Raw genomic sequence first — 13,654 nt, 5'->3', positions numbered from 1 at the left:
GGAGGTTCCGGCGAAGGGCGGGTGATGCCGCCCGTGGCAAGCCGGTGTTGAGAACTTCGGGCCCTACCCGTTGATCGAGGCGCTTATATTAGGTTCTGACGCTTGAACTTCCCCACATCGTCCGCCGCTGGCATAGGAGTCGCATGAGAATCACCGTGCTTCGAATCGAGAATTTCCGGGGCATCAGGAGCCTCGACCTCGACTTGGGCAGGGTCACCGTTCTCATTGCCCTCGACAGCCGACCCGATCAAGATAGAGGTCACCTTCTCGGACGGACCCGATGAAGAATGGGACGACGAGTTGGTCGCTCGGCTTAACCGCGCGAGAGTTCTTCAGGTAGATGACGAGGGCCGAAACCACGTTCGCCTGCGCGTGGAGTGCAGGTTCGATACGACAACGAGAGAATTCATCCAGGACTGGTCATTCCTGGATCTCGACCGAGAGAGGCTAAGCCGCGTACCGCCTCGTGCGCTCCCCACGCTGCAGGACGTAATTCGCTTCTACTACTTGACCGCACTCCGGGACGCCGCCAGCCACTTCAGCGCGAGGGGGCGGTTCTGGAGACCCTTCCTGAACGACTCTCAACTTTCCCCGGACAGAAAGGCCGAGATCGAGGACAGGTTGCAGGAAGTGAACGACCTCGTCGTTTCGTCGCACGCAAGCTTCGAGCAAGTGCGAACCGGACTCCGGCGTGTGCAGTCTGTTGTCCCGCTGGCTTCGGGCGAGGCGGTCTCGATCGAGGCGGTTCCAGGCCGAATGTTCGACATGCTCGCGCGAGCGCAGATCCAGCTCGGGACGACGACCGGCGCCAAGATCCCGCTGGTCCGGCACGGGGAGGGGACCCAGAGCCTGGCCGTCCTGATGCTGTTCTCGGCCTTCCTCGAAGTACAGACGGAGGGTGCCGCCGTCCTCGCCCTGGAGGAGCCGGAAGCGCATTTGCACCCGTCAGCGATACGAGCGCTGTGGGCCTTGGTCGGCGGCTTCAGCGGACAGAAGCTCATCTCCACGCACAGCGGCGATCTCCTCGCCGACGTCGATGTCCACGATATCCGCCGGCTCGCTCGAACCCCGGAGGGGATCAAGGCGTTTCGGGTCGCTTCAAGTCTGCTCTCACCGGAAGAGACGCGGAAGTTCAACTATCAGATACGTCGCGCCCGCGGTGCCCTGCTGTTCGCACGATGTTGGTTGCTGGTGGAGGGAGAGACGGAGACCTGGATCTACCCCGCCGCGGCCCGCGCTCTCGATCTGAACCTCCACGCCGAGGGCATTCGGCTGGTTGAATTCAGGCAGTCCGATGTCGGCATGCTCGCCAAGGTCGCCAACGCGCTCGGTATCTTGTGGTACTGTGTCGGAGATGACGACGCGAATCGAAGCACGGAGGAACCGAAGCTGAGGCAGCATCTCGCGGGAGCGAGCGAGGCGGACCGGTTCGCGTTTCCGTACCCGGACATCGAGGTAAACCTGCTGCGCAACGGCTATGAAGAGGTGTACGGCAGACACATGCCTGAGCAGAATCTGAAGAAGATCTCGACGACGCGCGGCGAGCGTGGGTATTGGCGAGAATACGCCGACCGTCTTCCAGGGCGCGCCAAGACAAGAGCGGCAGCTGCAGTCGCCATCGAGATGGAAGGTCGCGGCGGGGCCGGGGTCAGCCTGGAGATTCGCGAGGTGTTGGAGAAGGTCGTTTCGCTCGCGCCGGGCGGTGGACCGTGATCACCTTTGACAACCTCAACGAGAACCAGCGCCGGGCCGTCGGCTGGGACCAGGGGCCTCTGCTGGTGCTTGCGGGCCCCGGTTCCGGCAAGACAGGAGTCCTGACGCTGCGGGTGGCGCGACTGCTGGAGGAGAACGAGAGCGCGTCGGTTCTCGCGCTGACCTTCACCAACAAGGCCGCCACGGAGATGCGTGAGCGCGTGCACGACCTGTTGGAGGAACGCGCGGACCGCGCCCAGCTGTGCACGTTCCACTCCTTCGCCACCGATGTCCTTGCGCAGCACGGGAGTCACCTCGGAATCCGATCGGACTTCCGCCATCTGGTGAGGGACGAGGACCGGATGGCAATCCTCGAAGATGTCATCGACGGGCTGGACGAAGATCTGCCGGCAGACCGAAAGGGCCTGCTTCACGTTATCGACCGACTGTTCTCGGAGTCTTACGCCGGCGAAGGTGAATCCTCTTCCCTTGCTGCCACTCCCGCCTGGTTGCCGACGCTCTACCGGCGCTACTGTGATGCTCTCATCGACGCCAACCGGCTCGACTTCGGAAGCCTCCTGTGTTTTGCGGGACGGCTGCTGAGAGAGAAGCCCGCCGTGGCCCGAGTCGTGCGGCTGGGCTGGACTCACGTCTGCGTGGACGAGTTCCAGGACACAAACAGAGCCCAATATGAACTCCTCCGGCTTATCGCTCCGACCCGGAGCCACAGCCTCTTCGTCGTCGCCGACGACGACCAGATCATCTACCAGTGGAACGGGGCGAGCCCCGAGCGCTTACTGGACCTGCGCCGGGACTATGATCTGCGGACGATTCAACTCCCGGAGAGTTACCGCTGTCCGCCCGCGATCGTCGCGCTGGCGAACCGCCTGATCGGCCACAATACCCGGAGAATTGCGGAGAAGAGCATCCTCGCGGTCCACGATCCGCAGCAGGCCTACGCCGGAGAGGTCAGGTACGACGTGTTCCCGTCTCCACGGAAAGAGGCGGAATTCGTGGGACGGAACATTCGTGAACGCGGGCTGCCGTCGTCCGATTGCGTTGTCCTCGGACGCACGACGCGCCTCGTCCGAAATGCGGCCGATGGGCTGCTGTCCGCCGGATATGACGCGTACGTGCCGGTCAGAAAGAGCGAGTTCGACTCGCCCGCCGCGAACGTTCTGGTGGAGGCTCTGCGGTCGGCGAATTCTCCGCATGATCGCGTCGTGTTGCGGAGGCTTTGCCTCGCGTGGGAGGGGCTGACGGGCGTGGTCGTCGATCCGCAGTCGGTCGAAGCCGCGGCGGCACTGTTTGGCGGCAACTTCCTGCGCGCGTGGGTTCAGTCCGCCGAGGCGGTGGCCGGAGGGTGGGAGCGCGCACTGCAGCGGATCCGGACCGACCTCGTCGACGCGCTCCGTTTCCCCGCAGTGGTCGATTGGTTCCTCGAGGGCGGATGGGAATCGTGGGACCGCGACGATCGCGAGGAATCGACCAGCGAGGAAATCGCGACCTGGAAGGGCCTGCACGGGGAAATCGTTGCCGAATACGGCGATGGGGTCACGTTGAACAGCTATCTGCAGCAGCTCGATCTCGCGTCCAAGACGCCTCCACCGGCGCCCGACGCGCTGCGCTGCATGACCGTCCACCAGGCGAAGGGCCTTGAATTCAAGCACGTCTACCTGATCGGCATGGCGCAGGAGGTGTTTCCATCGATCTACGCCCTCCGCAAGGGGGCGGACAGCAGGCAGGTCGAAGAGGAACGGAGGAGTTGTTTCGTAGCCGTTACGCGGACCCGCGACACGCTGACGTTGACCCGCTCCCGAAGCTACTACGGATACCCGAAGGATCCCTCGCAGTTCCCGGCCGAAATGGGGGTCGCGTCCCGAAGCTGAGACTGTTTGGTTTTGCGACGCCGAAGATCCTTGATCGGCGTGCTGTCGCGGACGGCGTAACGTCCCGGTCACCGCGGCCGATTCGTGGCGGTGAGCGGCATGTGGCTGCCGCTTTGCCGGGTGAGGCGGTAACCGAAGTGAACGATGGAGCGATCGGGCGAGGGCTTCAACCGGCGGCTCCGTCACCCGGAAGATGATCTCCGCAGGTGTCATGAGATACCCTCCTCCGAGGCTTACGCCGGGCTCCGAACCCGCCAACTGGTGATTGGCGGGACGAGCGCGGGTCGAGCCGCCAGCCGCTCAGTTGCGCTGGAACCTGCCGGCGCCGTCGTTCCTCCAGATCAGGTTCCACGCCCAGTAGTCGTCCGCCACGATATCCAGGTCGCCATCATCATCGGCGTCGTAGATACGAATCCAGCTGATTCCCTCAGCACCGGCGTCCTCGTTTCCCGCGAGGGACTCCGTCGTCGCATCCGTGAAGTGACGATCGCCCGCCTGCTCGACCAGTTGGACGTAGTACCCTTCATGGAAACCGCGACTCGTCCCGTCACCCGTGCGGGTAATGACCAGGTCCTTGTCGCCGTCGCCGTCAGTGTCGGCGACGTCGATGTCGAGGACCACTCCGTAGCTCTCCACGGCCGGGAGCAGCGTCCCGTTTGCCGCATCGAACACCCCGGTGCTGTCTCCCCAGAGAATCTGCGTTCGATCACCGTCCTGCTCGTGACCTCCGACCAGGAGATCCAAATATCCGTCAACGTCGACATCCACCAGCTCGGAAGCGAGTACGAACCCGCCCAGCCTGACGGGACGGAGAGACTGACTGAAGCGGCCCTCGCCATCGTTAAGCAGGAGCACCGGCGGATCGGAGAGGAACACGTCCAGGTCCCCGTCCGCGTCCAGGTCCGCCGCCGCCCCGGTGTACTGGCCTTCGCCCACATAGCGGTCCAGGCCGCCGCCGCGGACGTGTCCGCTGCCCGTTGACAGCAGCGTGTACGGCGCGTCCCCGGGACCCAGTACCAGCACGTCGATCCGGCCGTCGCCGTTGTAGTCTCCGGGAAGAGCCTTTCGGGCGTTCCTTCGCCCCGGGGGACTCCCGCCCGCGAATCCCGCGTCCCTGACGAACTCCCCGCTTCCGTTCCCGGTGTACAGTTCCGCTGCGAGCGAGCCGGACGACTCGTCCTGGGGCGCGTAGAACACGTCCGCGTGCCCGTCCCCGCTGAAGTCGCCGTAGGCCATCGCCGTCACATAGCCCGGCCGGCCGGATCTCACGCGAGGATGGTCGATCGGAAACGGTGGGTTCTGCACTGAGTGCGAACTCCCTTCGTCCGCGGCAAAGTTCTGGGAATGAGGCCTCCCCGTCCGAAGCCGCCGGTCCCGTCGTTGGTCCAGAACAGGTGTGTGTGGGTCTCGTCGTCCGCCACGATATCCGGATCGCCATCGTCATCGACATCCCATATCCGTATCCAGTTCGCCGACCCGGCCTGCGGATCCTCATGCTGGCGAAGACGTTCGGACGTGATGTCAACGAACGCGCGCCTCCCGGCCTGACGCATGAGTTGCAGGTGGTATCCACGATACCAGCCCGGCCCGGATGGATCGCCCGTTCGGTTGATGACCAGGTCTCGCGCACCGTCTCCGTCCAGGTCGCTGGCGTCCAGGTCGGTGATGATGCCGTAACCGGGCACTTCCGGGATAAGCGTCGCCCCGGACGTGCTGAACACCCCGCTGGCGTCACCCCACAGCATCTGCGTCCGCATGTCCTGGTACTCATCCCGCCCACGAGCAGATCCACGTATTGATCGCCATCCACATCAACCAGTTCGGCCGTATAGATCCCCACTGCTCCGATCCCTTCGATGCGCGTTCTGTCCTGCCGGAAGAAGCCCGTGCCGTCGTTCATAAGGAAGAACGGGCCCCGGAAATTCTCCGTTACGAATACATCCAGGTCGCCATCGGCGTCGATGTCCGCCGACGCCCCGCCGTGATGGAAGCCAATGATGTGATCCATCGTTCGTGAAAAGTTCCGGGGGTAGGGGGTTTCGAGATCCGTCGCCCGGCGAATAGAAGATGTCGGTATCTCCATCATCATCGAAATCACCGTACGCCCTGGCAAAGTAGAACCCCCCCCCCGGCCGAATCGGATCTCCGGGTGCGAGAGCCGCATCCCGGGGCTCTGCAGGGAGTGAGACGTGCCGACATCCACGTCGGGGTTGGGCGGTATGGAGCGGCGCGTGACGGTGACTGCCGCCGTCCCGGAGACTTCGCCCGTCCGCGCCGTGATCGTCGCGGTGCCTTGGGCCACGGCTTGCGCGAGACCTGCCGAGTCCACTGTGGCCACGGCTTCGTAGTCCGAGGTCCAGACGAAGACGACGTCGGGCACGTGGTAATCGTTGGCATCCCGCGCTTCCGCGGCGAGCCGGAGGGTGTCGCCCTCGAAGACCGTGGGCGCCGGAGGCGTGACGACCACCTCGGCGACGACCTGCTCGACGGTGACGGAGGCGGTTGCCGAGAGCCCTCCCGCGGTCGCGGTGATCGTGGCCGCGCCCGGCCCGGTTGAGCGGACGAGCCCGGAGCCGGTCACGGTCGCGACGAGCGTATCGCTGGCCGCCCAGTCGATGGAGACCCCGGTCATCGGGCGCCCGTTCTGGTCGCGGAGGTCCGCCGAGAGCTGGGCCGTAGCGTCCAGGGCCGTGAGCCGCACGCTGTCGGGCGCGATCGACAGCGTCGTGGGCTGTGGAGGCGGAGGGGGCGGTGGAGGAGGCGGCCCCGGAGTCGGCGCGGCCGTCTCGCCCCCGCAGGACAGGGTCAGGGCCACGCCGGTCAGCCCCGCCGCGATCCGCCGCGTGCACCCGGCCCCCGCGCTGGCCGACGCTACGCGGCGCAGGCGCGCCTCGGTCTTCGAACGGTCAATCCCGGATTCGGACGATTCCATGCCAGCCAGTCTACACCGGACGAGAGATTCGAAGAACAGTGCTCAGGCGGATCGGAGGGGTAGAGCCGGAAACCTTCGGTCGCGTTGGCCCGGCCGGCGGCCAGCACCGGCGCCCGAGACCGGCCGCGTCGGGTTCATCGAGGTGAAGGGCCGAGACGTGGAGCCCTGGTCAGCGGTTCGCGCCCTCCCCGGTGTCGTCGGGGTTCCCCGTCCTGTGCCGCACGTAGCTCTCGAGTACGCGGTTCATTCGCGTCTGGTAGCCCTTTCCCGGAGCCTTGAAATAGGCCAGCACGGAGCGTTTGACGCGCATGGTGATCTGGTCGGTGCGATCGGGCTCGACGAGCTCCGCCCGCTCCCAGAATCCTTCGTCCAGTTCCGGTATGTCGCTGAAGTCGATGCTCTCGTCCTTCACCGCCGCGATCTGCTCGGGCGTGAGGGGCTTATCGTAGCGTCCGCTCATGGTAGACTCTCCTTTCCGTGCGCGATGCCGGGCGGGAAGAGATCAGACGAATTCCATCGATCGATTATACATATATATTGTAGTTACAGCCACGAGCTCCACGAGTCGCTCCCCGTGTACCCACCGGGCCATGGACAAGAGCACTCTGGTTGAACGCCCCGGTCGGCGGTCACAGGACGGGCGCTGGAGTTGGGTCGTACCGAAGGGATCGGTCTACGTGAACAGACGGAGATCGTAGGAGAAGTGACGCGACCCGATAAGCCTGACCCCGACCGCGTCCCGATGCATCGGATTCACGAGCACGTTGCTCTCTTCGGGAACGAGCACGGATGGCACCCTTAGCAGCAGCGCTTCCCCCCTCTTGGCCCATTCGCTGCCGATCGCCTGGCATTGGGGCGGTGGCGGAGTCTGCCGCCAATCGGCGGGCAGAGACGAAGGCGCGTAGGCCAGTTCGGTCGCATCGTCCGGAACGCTTATTTTCAGAGCGACCAGATCGTCCGGTGCGTCCTCCGCGTCGATGTGGACCAGGTATTCCAGGGCTGCCAGCGAGAGGTGGGAGGCCGCGTAGACCGCGGGCGTTCCGCGAGGAGTCCACCGTGTCCCGTAGAGGCGGGCTCCCTCGCCATCGAGTGCCGCGTGAGCTTCGCGGGCGATCCGCCAGAGTTCCAAGCGCGATTCAGCGTTTCAGGGGGTGTGGCCTTTGCGCTACGCGCCCAGCCCATGCTCGATGCGCCCCAGCTCCTGCTCCACAAGGCGGGCGCCGACATCGCTGGCCAGAAGATCCAGCGGCCGTCGTCCCCGGAGGGCACGGTTGGGCTTGCGGAGCCAGCGCGCTGCCCTGGTGCCGTCGCCGATAGCTTCTTCGGCCGAGGTCACGACGCGGACCACCCGGGCGAGGCGGTCCGACTGCTCGCTGCTCAGCCGCCCCCCCCGGCGCTTCCGGTGGGCAAGCGTACGCCGCGGGATGACCAGTGCATGAAGTTCGGGTGCGCGCAGAGCACCGGTCTTCACTACGCTCTCAACGGCTTTGACGGGCAGCCCGGACCGAATCGCATCGTCCAGGTCGAGGTCGGACCGGATGTCGCGCCCGAGAGCCTGCCGTCCGCCAAGGCATTCAGCCAAAGCCTGTGTGGTCATTCACCCTCCTGTGCACGCCTTCTCCAGTGCAATATTGCACACATAATATCGGCAAACGCCCGTACCCCGTCAATCCCGGACCAAAACGTCGCCGAGGACCCGGGACGTAAGGGCCACATGTGAGGCCCTGCTGCGCATGCCGAGACCGGAATAGCGCTACCTGAGTGGTAATCCGAATGTGGGAGCCGCGCTGACGGACGACTTCGTACCCAAGGCGTCGTAGCGCTGTCTGCAGAGCCGCAGCACTTACGTCGCGCGGCAGTCTCACGCAACCAGGATCTCGTCGCGCACGAAGTGAAGGCGGATGATCCCGGGCTTTGCCATCGTCTCATCGAAATAGCAGTCAACGCCCTCTCTGACGTTCCGCCGGATTTCTTCCGCCGAGTCGCCCTGGGTGTGGATGCCGTACCCCAGCGCGCTGGCGGAGTAGCCGCCGTCCGCTTCGTCCTCCGTAACTTCGAAGATGATCTCGCTTGCGGACATCGCACGCTCCCGTGCCGTGCAGCTTGTGTCGACACCCGACTTCACGTCCCACGAACAATACCATACGAAGCGAGCCTACGCCCCTGCATGCGCCGTCGTTCCAACCGCGCGGGCTGTCGGCGTGGGACACGCTACCGGATCCCCTCCAGTTGGATCCCGCGCACGAAATACTGCTGCGTGAACAGGAACAGGAGTGCGATGGGCAGCACCGCGGTAACGCCGGCCGCCATCTGGTAGGGCCAGTTGATTTCGTAGGTCGAATGGAAGGCGGCGATCCCCACCTCGACCACCCGCATCTCCATGGACCGGGTGACGAGGAGCGGCCACAGCAGGTTCTTCCACGCATCGACGAACGCGAACAGCGCGAGCGTGGCCACGGCGGGCTTCGCGAGCGGCAGGGCGACGCTCCAGAAGATGCGGAGGTGCCCGGCGCCGTCCACGCGCGCCGCGTCCTCCAGCTCCCGGGGCATCGTCCGAAAATACTGTCGCATGAGGAAGATGCCCCACACCGAGACAAGCTCCGTGGAGATGAGCCCCTGGTAGGTGTCGATCCAGCCGACGGCCTCGATCATGAGGAAGCGGGGGATGAGTACGACGACCGCCGGAACCATCATCGTCGACAGGAAGAGCATGAAGAGCCCATCCCGTCCCGGAAAGTCGAGGCGGGCGAAGGCGTACCCGGCCGTGGCCGAGGTCGCGACCTGGCCTGCCGCCACCACGGTCGCGAACACCAGCGAGTTCAGGAAATACCGCCCGAACGGTTGGACCGTCAGCGCCTCCGGGTAGTTCGACCAGCGCGGCGACCGCGGCAGGATGCCCCCGGCAGAGAACACCTCGAGCTGTCCCATGAGGCTCGTCAGGGCCATCCACGCGAAGGGCGCCGCCATGACCAGGCAAGCCGCGGCGAGCAGCACCCCGCGCGCCGTACGCGGCGCGATGGAGCGGTCAGCCATGGGCGCGCCGCGCATCGAGGAAGCGGAAATGCAGCCAGGTGGCGGCGAACACGAGGGCGAACAGGAGCCAGCTCATGGCGGCCGCGTTGCCGAAGCGCAGGAACTCCCACGCCTCCCGGTAAATGTGATACACGGCGACATCGGTGGCGCCCAGCGGGCCGCCCTCGGTCATCACATAGACGAGTCCGAAGACCTGGAAGGATCCGATGACCGACGTGACGAGCACGAAGAACAGGGTGTGGCGCAGGCCGGGCAGGGTGACGTGGCGGAAACGCTGCCACGGCCCCGCGCCGTCGACCCGGGCCGCGTCGTACCAGTCGCGCGGGATGGCGGCGAGGCCCGCCTGGAAGACCACCATCTGATAGCCCACGACCATCCAGATGCCGATCAGCATCAGGCTGATGAGCGCGGTGTCGGGCGAGGTGAGCCACGGGACGGACTCGAGCCCCGCGCGCACCAGAACCTGGTTCAGCAGTCCGTACTGGTCGCTCAACAGCCACTTCCACACCACCGCGATCGCCGCCACGCTGGTGATGCCGGGCAGGAAGAGGGCGAGCCGGGCCCAGCGCATTGTGCGGGGCGACCCCTGGGTGAGGAGCGCCAGGGCGAGGGCGACGGCCATCGCGGCGGGCACGTGCAGCGTGAACAGCGCCGTATTCCCGATCGCCGACCACCAATCCGGGTCCGAGAGCAGCGCCGCATAGTTGTCGAGTCCGAGGAAGAGGGGCGCGGGGTCGATGAGGCGCCATTCGTGCAGCGAGATCCACAGGGAGAAGAGGAGCGGCCCAAGCGTGAACGCGAGGATGAGGGCCGCCGCCGGCCCGAGGAGGCCCCACGCCGCCAGGGTTCGGCGCAGGGTCCGGGGGCGGGCCGCGAGCTGCGCGAGGTGGAGGACCAGCGCCAACAGCAGGGCGGCGAGCGCGCCCGCGGCGGCCAGCGCGAGGGCCGGTGAGGCGGTGCGCTCGTATCCGAGGAAGGCAAGGTGGACGTCGGCGGCGCGGGCCGCGTGGTAGGTGGCGCCGGCCGCTTCCACCGTGTACGGCGTACCGGCAGGTGCCGCCAGGGGCCTCGTCATGCCTCGTTGGGGCGAGGCGGCGATGGCCGCCGCGATTGCGGCCGGCATGGTCCACTGCTGGTTCGCGGACTCCAGCGAGCGGTCCTCGGCCCACGGAAGTTGGGCGACCCGGGCGGCGCGGGCTGGATCCGCGCCGGTCGCCATGGCGAGCTCGACGGCTCGCGCGCCCTGGGCCGCCGTGGCGGCGCTCAGCGATCGGAGTTCGCGGTCCGCCCACCGCTCGGCGGCGACCGCCGTAAGCGCGATGCAGCCGAGGGAGAGGAGCGCGATGCCCGCCGGGTAGCGCGTGCGCGTCGGCCCGCGGCGCCGGGCCGCGGCCCAGCCCGAGGTGAGCGCCACGCCCGCCAGCGCGATGGCGACGGCGATGGCGGGGACGGCGGTCCAGGGGCCGCCCGCGCGGCGCGGCGCGACCGCGATCCAGGCGGCGGGGTCGAGCGCGCCGGCCTCGTAGGCGTGCGCCCCCGCCCCGGCGCCTCCGGCGCCCGCGCCGAAGATCGTCGCCCGTTCGCCGAGCAGACTGGCCACGGCCTCGGCGCCGCCCCCCTCCTCCTCCCACAGCGCGGCCGCCATGCGCGCCTCGGCTTCCGCCGCGGCCACCCGTGCGCCCTCCACCCGCCCCGCGCCGACGGCCACCACCAACCCCAGGCCGGCCGCGAGGGCGACGGCGGCGAGGGCGGCGAGGACCGGCTGCCGCACGCCGCTCACCACCCGAACTCCGCGTCGATGCGGCGGGCCACGTCCGAGGCGCTCGATGCGAGGGGCTCTCCCCGCACCAGGCGGCGGTCCATGATCTCCACCGCCAGCGCCTCGATGCGGGAAAAGTCGCGCACCCGTGCGCCCCACGTCATCCGCGCGCCCTCCACCAGCGCGATGAACGCGCCCTCGACCCCCGTGCCGTCCGCCGCGGCGATCTCCGCCGCCACATCCATACGCGCGGGAATGGCGAGTCCCGAGCGCGCCCGGATGCGCTGCGCTTCGGGCGAGGCGAGGAAGCCGGCCAGGTCGATGGCCCGCCGCAGGTGCGGCGCGTTGGGCGGCACGGCCCACCCCGAGGCGTACAGCACGCTGGCCGCCGCCGTCCGCGACGGATGGTGCGGAATGGGGACGATGGCCAAGTCCAGGGCGCCGGCCTCCACCAAGTCGCGGAACACGGGGAGCGTCCAGTGGCCCGACAGCAGGAACGCCTGTCCGCCCGATGCGAAGCGCGCCTCCCGCGCGGGGTCTCCCTGCTGGACGAACTGCGCTCCCGGGGTGAGGCCGTCCTCCGCCAGGGCCGTGAGGAAGCGGTAGGCCTCCAGCGCTTCCGGCCCGTCCAGGTAACCCGCCGCCCCGTTGCCGCCGGGCGCCAGGATGTCGCCTCCCGCCGACCACACGAACGGAACCCACTGGTACAGGTTGCGCGGGAAGTCGAACCCGAACACGTCCTTCCGACCGTCGCCGTCGGTGTCCGCGACGACGGCCTCGGCGGCCCGCCGGAAGTCACTCCAGGTCCAGCCGACCGGCGGCCCGGCGGGCGATGGCGCGGCCGGCAGGAGGTCTTCGACGCCCGCGGCGGCGAGCGCGCCCCGATTCGCGTACAGGACCATGGGAGTGAAGTCCTTCGGCAGCGCGAACATGGATTCGCCCCGGCGAAACGCGTCCGCCACCGGCCCGAACACGCTGTCCGGTCGAAAGCCGAGCGCCTCCTGCCAGGGCGCGAGGTCCAGCGCCAGCCCGCGCTCCACGAAGGTGGGGATGTCGGGCGAGTCCATGAGGTAGACGTCGGGCGGACGCCCCGCCGCGATCGAGGTCAGCAGCCGCTCTTCGTATCCGTTGGGGGCCGATTCGAGCACGACCCGCACGCCGGGGTGCAAGGCCTCGTAGCGGTCGGCCACCTGCCGCTCGATCTCGAGTTCGTGGCCTCCGGCCCAGAGGGCCACGCGCAACGCGGCGCCCGATTCGCCGGGGCCGCAGGCGACCGTCGCGAGGACGACGGTGGCGTAACCGGTGGCGGCCCGGAGGGGCCGGCGCGCGCGCGGCCGACGGCTCGTCACTGCGAGGCCGGCCGGCCCATCGGTCGCGGCGTGGCCTCCTGGCGGCGGCCGTGTGGACCGAACAGGTGGCTGCGGTCCCATGCGACGGAGACGCTCACGCGGTCGCCCGGGGCGACCCGCAGGGCGGGGGATGCGCGCGCCACCCACGCCGCGTCGCCGGGGCCGTCCAGGTGCACGCGCTGCTCGCTGCCCAGCGCCTCCACGCGGAGCACGGTGGCCCGGAAGTCGCCGGCCTCGCTCACCGCGAGATCCTCCGGCCGCACCGCCAGCGTGGCGCGGTCGAGGCGCGACGGCTCCGCGAGCGCGAACGGACCGCCCGCGAGGTGTCCCCCTTCGTCGCGGGACAGGGGGATGCGGTTGATGGGCGGCGACCCCACGAAACCCGCCACGAACAGGTTGCCCGGCCGGCGGTAGACCTCATCCGGCGTGCCCACCTGCTGGAGCCGACCGCGATCCATGACCGCGACCCGCTGGCCCAGCGACAGCGCTTCCACCTGGTCGTGCGTCACGAAGATCATCGTCGTGCCGAGGCGCCGGTGCAGGGCGGCGATCTCGTCGCGTGTCCGCAATCGCAACTCCGCGTCCAGGTTCGAGAGCGGTTCGTCGAACAGGAACACGCCCGGATCGCGGACCATGGCGCGTCCCAGAGCCACCCGTTGGCGCTGGCCCCCGGACAGCTGGCCGGGCCTCCGCGACAGCAGATCGGCGAGCCCGAGAGTGGCGGCGGCCTCAGCAACGCGCCGCTCGATCTCGGCGGGCGGCGTGCCGCGCACTCGCAGGCCGAAGCCCAGATTCCGGGCCACGGTCATGTGCGGGTAGAGCGCGTAGCTCTGGAACACCATGGCCACGTCCCGGGCGCCCGGCTCGACGTCGTCCACGCGCCGTCCGTCGATCCACACCTCCCCCGAAGTGGGTTCGACGAGGCCGGCGATGAGGCGCAACAGAGTGCTCTTGCCGCACCCCGACGGGCCCACCAGCACCATCAACTCCCCGGGGCGGA

At 68.0% G+C, this 13,654-nt stretch carries 12 protein-coding genes and 2 pseudogenes; 2 read left to right on the top strand and 12 right to left on the bottom strand.

Going from position 1 to position 13,654, the window contains the following annotated elements; all coding sequences use genetic code 11:
* Positions 1-225: 225 nt before the first annotated feature.
* Positions 226-1,713 carry an ATP-dependent nuclease gene (locus ACOQPP_RS11680; RefSeq protein WP_419166830.1) on the top strand — a complete coding sequence of 496 codons (1,488 nt, stop codon included), beginning with the start codon at positions 226-228 and terminating at the stop codon, positions 1,711-1,713.
* Positions 1,710-3,581, top strand: a complete 1,872-nt coding sequence (locus ACOQPP_RS11675) for an ATP-dependent helicase (protein WP_420636561.1) — start codon at positions 1,710-1,712, stop codon at positions 3,579-3,581. The genes ACOQPP_RS11680 and ACOQPP_RS11675 overlap by 4 nt, the downstream gene beginning before the upstream one ends.
* 300 nt (positions 3,582-3,881) lie before the next feature.
* Here the strand turns inward: ACOQPP_RS11675 and ACOQPP_RS11670 are convergent, their stop codons facing one another.
* The 12 genes and pseudogenes from ACOQPP_RS11670 to ACOQPP_RS11615 all read right to left on the bottom strand — a co-directional run.
* A complete protein-coding gene (locus tag ACOQPP_RS11670) occupies positions 3,882-4,850 on the bottom strand; it encodes an FG-GAP repeat domain-containing protein (RefSeq protein WP_419166832.1) in 969 nt (322 codons plus the stop codon).
* Entirely contained in the window at positions 4,847-5,338 is a 492-nt protein-coding gene (locus ACOQPP_RS11665; protein ID WP_419166833.1) for a hypothetical protein, read from the bottom strand. Before ACOQPP_RS11665 ends, ACOQPP_RS11670 begins: the two co-directional genes overlap by 4 nt.
* An 80-nt stretch (positions 5,339-5,418) precedes the next feature.
* Positions 5,419-6,513 (bottom strand): annotated as a pseudogene (locus ACOQPP_RS11660) (Ig-like domain-containing protein); the annotation flags it as partial.
* Between the two features lie 169 nt (positions 6,514-6,682).
* Positions 6,683-6,973 carry a BrnA antitoxin family protein gene (locus tag ACOQPP_RS11655; protein WP_419166835.1) on the bottom strand — a complete coding sequence of 97 codons (291 nt, stop codon included), beginning with the start codon at positions 6,971-6,973 and terminating at the stop codon, positions 6,683-6,685.
* A gap of 213 nt (positions 6,974-7,186) precedes the next feature.
* The gene (locus ACOQPP_RS11650; RefSeq protein WP_419166836.1) at positions 7,187-7,642 is read right to left on the bottom strand and encodes an RES family NAD+ phosphorylase; all 456 of its coding nucleotides are present in this window, start codon (positions 7,640-7,642) and stop codon (positions 7,187-7,189) included.
* A 36-nt stretch (positions 7,643-7,678) separates the two neighbouring features.
* Positions 7,679-8,110, bottom strand: a complete 432-nt coding sequence (locus ACOQPP_RS11645) for an antitoxin Xre/MbcA/ParS toxin-binding domain-containing protein (RefSeq protein ID WP_419166837.1) — start codon at positions 8,108-8,110, stop codon at positions 7,679-7,681.
* A 264-nt stretch (positions 8,111-8,374) separates the two neighbouring features.
* Complete coding sequence (locus ACOQPP_RS11640) at positions 8,375-8,593, bottom strand: type II toxin-antitoxin system HicB family antitoxin (protein WP_419166838.1); 219 nt, start codon at positions 8,591-8,593, stop codon at positions 8,375-8,377.
* A gap of 131 nt (positions 8,594-8,724) precedes the next feature.
* A complete protein-coding gene (locus tag ACOQPP_RS11635; protein WP_419166839.1) occupies positions 8,725-9,546 on the bottom strand; it encodes a carbohydrate ABC transporter permease in 822 nt (273 codons plus the stop codon).
* Positions 9,539-11,326 carry a carbohydrate ABC transporter permease gene (locus ACOQPP_RS11630; RefSeq protein ID WP_419166840.1) on the bottom strand — a complete coding sequence of 596 codons (1,788 nt, stop codon included), beginning with the start codon at positions 11,324-11,326 and terminating at the stop codon, positions 9,539-9,541. The genes ACOQPP_RS11635 and ACOQPP_RS11630 overlap by 8 nt, the downstream gene beginning before the upstream one ends.
* Positions 11,323-12,654, bottom strand: coding sequence for an ABC transporter substrate-binding protein (locus ACOQPP_RS11625; protein ID WP_419166841.1), 1,332 nt, complete (start codon positions 12,652-12,654; stop codon positions 11,323-11,325). The genes ACOQPP_RS11630 and ACOQPP_RS11625 overlap by 4 nt, the downstream gene beginning before the upstream one ends.
* On the bottom strand, positions 12,651-13,112 hold the full coding sequence (locus tag ACOQPP_RS11620) for a TOBE domain-containing protein (RefSeq protein ID WP_420636581.1): 462 nt from the start codon (positions 13,110-13,112) through the stop codon (positions 12,651-12,653). Before ACOQPP_RS11620 ends, ACOQPP_RS11625 begins: the two co-directional genes overlap by 4 nt.
* Positions 13,113-13,307: 195 nt before the next feature.
* Positions 13,308-13,637: pseudogene (locus tag ACOQPP_RS11615) on the bottom strand (ABC transporter ATP-binding protein); the annotation flags it as partial.
* Positions 13,638-13,654: the final 17 nt, after the last annotated feature.

Origin of the sequence: Candidatus Palauibacter sp., assembly GCF_965222475.1 — a bacterium.
Taxonomy (GTDB): Bacteria; Gemmatimonadota; Gemmatimonadetes; order Palauibacterales; family Palauibacteraceae; genus Palauibacter.
This window is presented reverse-complemented; position numbering and strand designations above follow the sequence as displayed.

Coding starts and splice junctions, on each gene's coding strand:
- ACOQPP_RS11640 (WP_419166838.1), bottom strand. CDS start 8,593: ATGTCCGCAAGCGAGATCATCTTCGAAGTTACGGAGGACGAAGCGGAC.
- ACOQPP_RS11665 (WP_419166833.1), bottom strand. CDS start 5,338: ATGCGGACGCAGATGCTGTGGGGTGACGCCAGCGGGGTGTTCAGCACG.
- ACOQPP_RS11655 (WP_419166835.1), bottom strand. CDS start 6,973: ATGAGCGGACGCTACGATAAGCCCCTCACGCCCGAGCAGATCGCGGCG.
- ACOQPP_RS11635 (WP_419166839.1), bottom strand. CDS start 9,546: ATGGCTGACCGCTCCATCGCGCCGCGTACGGCGCGCGGGGTGCTGCTC.
- ACOQPP_RS11645 (WP_419166837.1), bottom strand. CDS start 8,110: ATGACCACACAGGCTTTGGCTGAATGCCTTGGCGGACGGCAGGCTCTC.
- ACOQPP_RS11620 (WP_420636581.1), bottom strand. CDS start 13,112: ATGGATCGCGGTCGGCTCCAGCAGGTGGGCACGCCGGATGAGGTCTAC.